Source organism: Megasphaera intestinihominis (assembly GCF_040096415.1).
Classification (GTDB): Bacteria; Bacillota; Negativicutes; order Veillonellales; family Megasphaeraceae; genus Megasphaera; species Megasphaera intestinihominis.
In genome coordinates this window covers 1-7317 of the sequence record NZ_JBBMEU010000088.1, presented here as the reverse complement: position 1 = coordinate 7317, position 7317 = coordinate 1, and the positions used below count along the sequence as shown (strand labels likewise).

The following is a 7317-nucleotide window of genomic DNA, read 5'->3' as shown; positions in this document are numbered from 1 at the left end:
TTCGCTGCTTAGAATAATTCTGCTTACTGCCACTCTTAAAATTTTAGAACGTGGTCTTGACAAGGGGCCCATTATATTCTATTGTGCTTTTCGAAAATAGGTGATATTAAAAATGATTATATTTATAAATGATTCTTTGTTTTTATTATATATTGTCACTTTTCTTGTGATAATTATTACCATCTATAAATGCATTAAGGCTAAGAAAATAGAAACAAAAACTATAGTGATTATACTAATAGGAGTTGTATATTTATTATTCTATTCGTATAAATCCATACCATCCGAAAAGGTTCAATATAATCACATAGCAATATCAGACGTAGAGGGATTATCAGAAAAAGAAATTGTTAATAAAATACTAATCCAAGAATTTGACTATTATAAATCCGAGAAATTATTCACTAAAAATCAAATTTTTGATTATAAAATTAATCGAATTAATGGCCCAATAAACGATACCAGTAAGACAGACAATCACTATTATGATGTATCATATTCAGTAAAAACCATAGCTCCGGCTTGGATTGCAGGTAATGGAAAAAATGAAGGCCTATGGGTAAATAGCAAATCCGAATTCTATAATTTAATCAAAAATAATGACCAATATATTCTAAACCGTGTTGGTGGTTTATAATATGCACCAACTATTAAATTAACCAAGTGATGATGAATAAAAAAGTCAAACTGCAATCAGAATTTAAAATTTTCCCAGATATCATCTATCAACACTATCATAAAAAAACTATATTTTATATACTTATACACTTCTACTGGTAACCCATCTTCAAGCCCAACTTTATATTCAACACTAATATAAAAGCGTCAGTCACTCCTTTCGAGCAACTGGCGCTTTTATACTTCTTATCTACTGTGCCCTACTTTTGAATATGGTTTCCGTAAACATCACGGTACACATTTTGGGCTTTATCATCTTTATCATTTACCCGTACACGTTCCACCTTATGCCGATCATTATCTTTACCGGAAATTCGGTCTACGCGGAAACGATCGATATTCTGCACTTTAACCAATTCAGGACCAAAGTCATCTACAGAACGGGTCATGTTACCATCCGAAGGCGCTCCATTTTGTAAAGCCCTGTAAATAATGGCTGCGTATTCATAACGTGTCATCGCTCTATCGCCTTTAAATTCTCCATCCGGATATCCTTTCAGATAACCTCGTTCCGCTAAGTTCTTAACATACTCATAAGCCCAATGATTTTCCGGTACATCTGGGAAGGTCATAGCTCCGGTTGCTATAGGAGCCAATTTCACAGGCTGACCCGATTCATAGGCTGCCAATTTTTTCGTCAGCGTTTCAATCTGGTTTTTCATAGCCAGCATATCTTTAGCCATGGAAACACGTGAACGGGAGATATGGCTCTTCTGCCCAAATTTCCAGCTGACACCAACGTTCACCATATTCTCTCCGCCGCTGAAGGACCCACCTACGCTAAACATGGTATCTTCATTAGGACGATAATAAGCGCCAATAGCAACTGCATTGGCATTTTTATAATTACCGTACCCGGCTGCAAAATCCCATTTATCATCCGGATCAAAATCCAGAGGATGGAGCCCTGCCAGAGCTGCCGCCCCAGCGCCAACATGATTGATTCGGTTGCCCAAACGATTAATCCGGGTTTCCGTGCCATACAACTGGCTTCCATTTACAGCATCCGTACTGGTCGATGAAATATCTCCAGGAGCTACGTTGGTGATCTTATTTCCACCATTATTCAACCCATCTTTATTGAGCGTAACATCCTGACCTGCGGAACCATTTTGGATTGTCATCCCTCCCGTCGTTATGGTGGTGTCTCCAACGTTGACAGTGCTGGCATTTACCGTCGTGATATTCCCAGTGTCTGCTGTAACAGTCTTCGTAGTAACCGAATCCAGTCCTTTCAAATCTTTTGAAAGCCGCACTTTCAGGTTATCACTTCCATCAGATACCACTCCGATATTGTCTTCCGTTGACAGTTTAGAAGAATCTGTAATGCCCCCGACTACATTTACCTGGCCATTGAGCTTTTTATTGATCACATTCCCTACGTCACCGCCATACTTCATTCCGTCGTTCATAGTGGCAACCGTCTGGGTATTCCCATTGTGATCTTCATAGACGATCCGATCAATACCATCCGTGCCATTATAGCCATCCGTGCCGTCTACTCCATTTGCCCCTTTTACAACATGGATGTCAGCAGAAGCACCATCCTTGCCATTAATGCCAATATGACCATCGGTACCATTGGTTCCGTCTTTACCTATAGAAGAAATGGTAACCCCATCTTTGCCATCAGCACCTTTTACACCAATAGCCCCATTGATGCCATCAGCGCCGTCTTTGCCCTGGCCGCCCACGGTAACAGTATCTGCCTTCAGATTCTTGTCCAATCCGATGACCAGATCTCCCTGTGCATCCACTACAGTCTTGATGTTGGACGCATCATATTCCGTGTCCGCTTTCGTTCCATTTCCTTTGATGGTCATGGTACTGTTCAGTTTTTTGGCCACAGATCCTGTATTTCCAGCAAACTTCAGTCCATCATCTAATGTGGCAACTTCATGGGTGACATGCCCATCATCTTCGTAAACAATACGGGTCATACCATTAGCACCATCCACGCCATCCTGACCCTTCGCAGATTTCATGGTAAGCCCATCTTTCCCGTCTTTTCCATTCATTCCGATAGAGCCATCTTTCCCATTGATGGTAACAGCTGAGCCATCTTTGCCCGTCACACCGATGGAACCGTCTATACCATTTTCGCCTTTTTCACCCAGATTCAGATTGTCATTGACATTGACCTCGTAGGGATTATCTTTTGTGCCGTTACCGGTAACTGTCGTATTTTTCCCGTCTACCAGTTTGGTGGCATTCTTGGCAATTTCATCTTTCAGCTGGCTGACATTCACCGCATCCGTTCCAGCAGTGCCGGCAGCCACATTGTGGATCTGATTGCCGCCATTATCCAGCCCCTTTTCTGTCAAAGAAACTGGAGAAGTCCCTGGTGCCGGATTTTTCGGCGTGATCGTAATACCCCCAGCACCAATCGTTGTCTCATTCCCATCTTTATCCGTAATGGTCATGCCGCTTCCCTGGGTCACGGTCTTATTTCCGTTCGTATCGGTGGTAGTTACACTGTTTACATTCAAATCATCGTTCAGGACCACTTTCATCGTTCCGTTTTCCACTTTCGTAGAAATATTTTTGCCGTCCCCGGTAACCTCAATATCCTCTCCCAGAGATTTGTGGACGATATTCCCATCCTGATCCTTTAATCCGAACCCTTTTTCCGTTAAATCAGCAGACTGTTTCGTCAACTGACTGACGTTGACAGCATCTGTATCCGCTGTACCAGCAGCTACGTTGGTAATTTTCGTGCCATTCGCATTGATTCCTCCCTTAGTCACAGAAGGTCCGCCAGCTATGGTCACTCCCTGATTATTGACGGTGGTATCGCCGGCTTTTACCGTCTCAGCGTTTACGGTTTTCGATGTAATACTGTTCAGCCCAGTCACATCTTTTGCCAATTTTACAGTCATCGTATTATTGGCCGCATCGGCAACCACACCGATATTGTTATCGCTCAGCTTATCACCGTCAGCGCCGCCCAAAAGGGACATAGCCTGGTCAGAACCGCGATGGAGGACATTGACATCAGATCCTGAGGTAGTCCCGATGGTCGAATTATCTCCGGCAAACCGCAGAGGCCGAGTCATGGTGTAAAGCTGGCTTCCATTCACAGCATCCGTACTGTTTGCGCTGACCAGACCGGCCGCAACGTTCTGGATGCGTCGTTCCTTCCCTGCGGAGCCCACCGTTACAATACCTGCAGGGGTTCCCCCGGCGTACTGATATGTCCCGTCGCTGTCGTATACATCCATTCCTTTTGTAGTGGCTCCCGATACAACATAAGCCGAATTGCTGCCAAGATAGACGGAATTCCCCAAGGTTGCCGTTACATGGCTCCCCAGAATCTGGGTATTGGACAAATCCGCGTTTTGAGTCGTGGCATCAACGGTATTCTGGTTCCCCACGATCTGGATATCCGTCAGATTCCTGTTTTTCTGGTTTTTGGCCTGGATGGTATTTTTCGAACCTGTAACAGTAATATCAGATACGCTGCCTGCATCGCCTGCTGTGCTTGTATCCGGATCGCCCGTAACCGTATTATCGTTACCCGTTACAAAAATATTTTCAAAGGTTTTCGAGTTGGAAGAATTATTGGACAGGGATTCCATTTTCAGCACGTTTTGATTCCCTACAATACGATTGCTGTCCCCTTCCATACGGTTTTCATTCCCAAAGATTCCCGAATTCGAAGCACTTACATCAGCAGCTGTACCTGTTGCAGCCGTGCTGTTCTGGCTGCCCAGGACATAGGTATTTGCCCCAGTAACCCGGTTCTGGGTGCCAATTGCCCCAGAAGAAACACCGGCTGCCCGTGCGTTTGTTCCTATAGCCAGCGCGTTTTCTGCCAGTGCCTGAGCCGTATCTCCCATAGCGGAAGCACTTTTACTGTTACTTTTGGCATCACTGCCGATGGCGATGGCTTTGTCATCAGAAACACCGGCAGAATAACCAATGGCAACCGCTTTATCTACACTGCTTCCACCATTTTTTATAGAAGACGTCGCAAGAGTCCCTATAGCCAGTGAGTTATTTCCGGCTGCCTGAGCGCCAGCCCCGATTGCCGTGTTATATTGATAACCGCTGATGGCTAAAGTCTGTTTCAGGCTTCCCGACTTAGCCGGATCTTCATAACCGGCTCCCACTGTAATACTGCCAAGACTCTGCGCTCCTGTATTATTCCCCAGCGCAACACTCCTGTCCCCTAAAGCTTTGGCGCTCACGCCAGCTGCCATAGAGTCTTCACCCGTAGCCAAATCGTTATCATAATTATTCAAATCGGTAGATTTTACAGAGTAGTAATGTGTTTTTGCCGTATCAACAATCTTATTGACCTGAGCTACATTCGCTGCATCAGTCCCCAGTGTCCCTGCGGCGACATTATGGATTTTCGTTCCCTTATTGTCATTATTACGAAGGGTAATACTGTCTCCATCTCCAGAAGTGACCGTATCATAATATACCCCGCTTGCCGTTGCAGAAGAAACATTCGCATTGACCTGAGCTACCGTAGCGTCTATTGATTTTTTGAGCTGTGCCACAGTAACGGCATCCTGATCCAGTGCCCCGTCAGCTACATTGGTAATACGGCGCAGCGCCGATGCATTGCCGACGGAAACGGCAGTCTTAGGAGCCGCCTGTCCTGTCAGATACCCAGTCCCACTGATCATAGCGGCATTGGCCACGGAGTCATTGCCTATGGCAACATTACCGCCTGCAGCCTGGGCGCCCTGACCTAAAGCTACACTGGCCGCATCTGCAGCCTGGGCGTTAAACCCGATTGCCGTAGATCCATTTCCATTCGCCTGTGCCTGATACCCGACTGCAACGGCATCATCAGCAGCTTTCGTCTCACTGCCTAAAGCCGTAGACTGGATCCGCGATACAGCAGAATCGTTTTTATTGGCATGATAGCCAATGGAAACATTTTTCCCTTCAGATGTGTTTCCGCTAGACCCAATATTGGTCCCAGCTTCAGAACCAATGGCTACATTATGGTCGCTTTTGACATCATTTCCCGTTTTGTAGCCAATTGCAATGTTCTGTTGTCCGTTAATATTGTTGCCAGCACCGTCTCCAATGACTACATGGGATCCCTTCGTCCCTAATACGTCTCCTACCATACCCACGCCTGCACTTGGACCAAGTACGACAGAACGGACGGCATTGGCACTGGCATCTTTACCCAAAACTACAGAAGCACTGCCCCCAGCAACAGCTCCGTTTCCAAGAGCAACGGCATCTGCCCCACTGGCTTGTGCACTCTTACCCATAGCCAAGGCATCAGCTCCACTGGCTTGTGCACTCTTACCCATAGCCAGGGCATCGGCCCCACTGGCTGCTGCCTCTGTTCCAACCGCAATGCTGTCAGCTCCAGAAGCAGCCGTACTTTTGCCCAGAGCCAGTGCGCCTTCCGCCTCAGCCTTTGCGCTGTCTCCAATCGCTGCAGCACTATGACTGTTTTGCGTCACAGCAGCATTGTTGCCCATCGCAATTGCATGATTCGAAGCAACCGTACTAGCCTGAGTTCCAATTGCCATGCTGTTATCGTTGAGCTGATCATTGGTCCCATCATTATAGACCGTCGCTCCATCCCCCAGTGCAATCGAAGAGTTTCCCCGAGCATTGGCTGCATCACCGATGGATATGCTTGCTATGCCTCCGTCTTTAACCACATTAGAACTGTCGCCATCACCGGTCATATCATTAAAGGAGCCACTGACAGCTTTCCGGCCAATGGCAATACTGTTTTCAGCAGATGAAGCAGAACGAGCATCATCGCCCAGAGCCACAGAATCTTTGCCATTCGCTTTTGCACTGACACCAATGGCAACAGCATCTTCGCCCGCAGCCGCAGCGTCCTCTCCAGTGGAATTGGCACGGAAATACTTTATTCCCGGTTTTGTTTGATCCAAGCCCAAAGCAGAATTCACATTTTTTAGCTCTGTAATATCGTCCGTATTATTTTTGATTTTTCCTGTATTGGCTGTAATCGCATTTCTATTCACCGCAATATCCGTCTTGTTTTGCTGGATGTCATTGGCATTTTGATTGATTCCAGTCTTATTGGCAGCAATATCTGTTTGGTTCTTTTGTACGTCTTTTTTTACTGCATCCACTTCTACACTGGTTGCGACCCCATCAGTGGATATTGTGATTGTCTTTGTTGTTTCGTCTTTAGTTACAGAAGTTACAGAAATGTTAGTTCCGGCATTCAAAATATCACCGTCATGAACATGAACATCTTCAGCGCTACCATAAAGTGCACTTCCAAATACAAGCACAGCTGTTAATACGGTACTAGTCAGTACCCCCCCCCGATTTAATAATTGTTCTTAATAGAGAATTACCCGACGTTTTCCCGCCATTTTTTGCTAATTCTGAAACAACCTGGTACTGCCCTTTTGCGCGATTGAATATAACCTTGTAAATTCTATTCAATCTAATCGCCTCCTTTATATTAAAAATAGCATAAAATAACACTCAGCACCTTTAATAGATTTAAACTTTATACGGTGCACTTTTTCTTATTTTAACATCATTTCACTTCCTAAACAATGCATTCCTCTAGATTATTTATTTTTTTATAAAGCTACAGCACTTTACAACTTTTACGCTACCTCGGAAGTTGACGAAACCAGTTTACACAAGGCCTGCACTAAGTCCGTTGGA

At 45.2% G+C, this 7317-nt stretch carries 3 protein-coding genes; 1 reads left to right on the top strand and 2 read right to left on the bottom strand.

The window, feature by feature from the left end:
• Positions 1-112: 112 nt before the first annotated feature.
• Positions 113-637 (top strand): hypothetical protein, encoded by a 525-nt coding sequence (locus WMO23_RS10465; protein ID WP_349174023.1) that lies wholly within the window; start codon positions 113-115, stop codon positions 635-637.
• A 241-nt stretch (positions 638-878) separates the two neighbouring features.
• Here WMO23_RS10465 and WMO23_RS10460 read toward each other — a convergent pair whose 3' ends face one another.
• Both WMO23_RS10460 and WMO23_RS10455 read right to left on the bottom strand, forming a co-directional pair.
• Positions 879-6929, bottom strand: coding sequence for a YadA-like family protein (locus WMO23_RS10460; RefSeq protein ID WP_349174021.1), 6051 nt, complete (start codon positions 6927-6929; stop codon positions 879-881).
• A 16-nt stretch (positions 6930-6945) separates the two neighbouring features.
• Positions 6946-7128 carry an ESPR domain-containing protein gene (locus WMO23_RS10455; protein WP_349174020.1) on the bottom strand — a complete coding sequence of 61 codons (183 nt, stop codon included), beginning with the start codon at positions 7126-7128 and terminating at the stop codon, positions 6946-6948.
• Between the last annotated feature and the right edge of the window lie 189 nt (positions 7129-7317).

Excerpts from the sequence above, each read along its gene's own strand:
- WMO23_RS10465 (WP_349174023.1), top strand. The coding sequence starts at position 113 with ATGATTATATTTATAAATGATTCTTTGTTTTTATTATATATTGTCACT.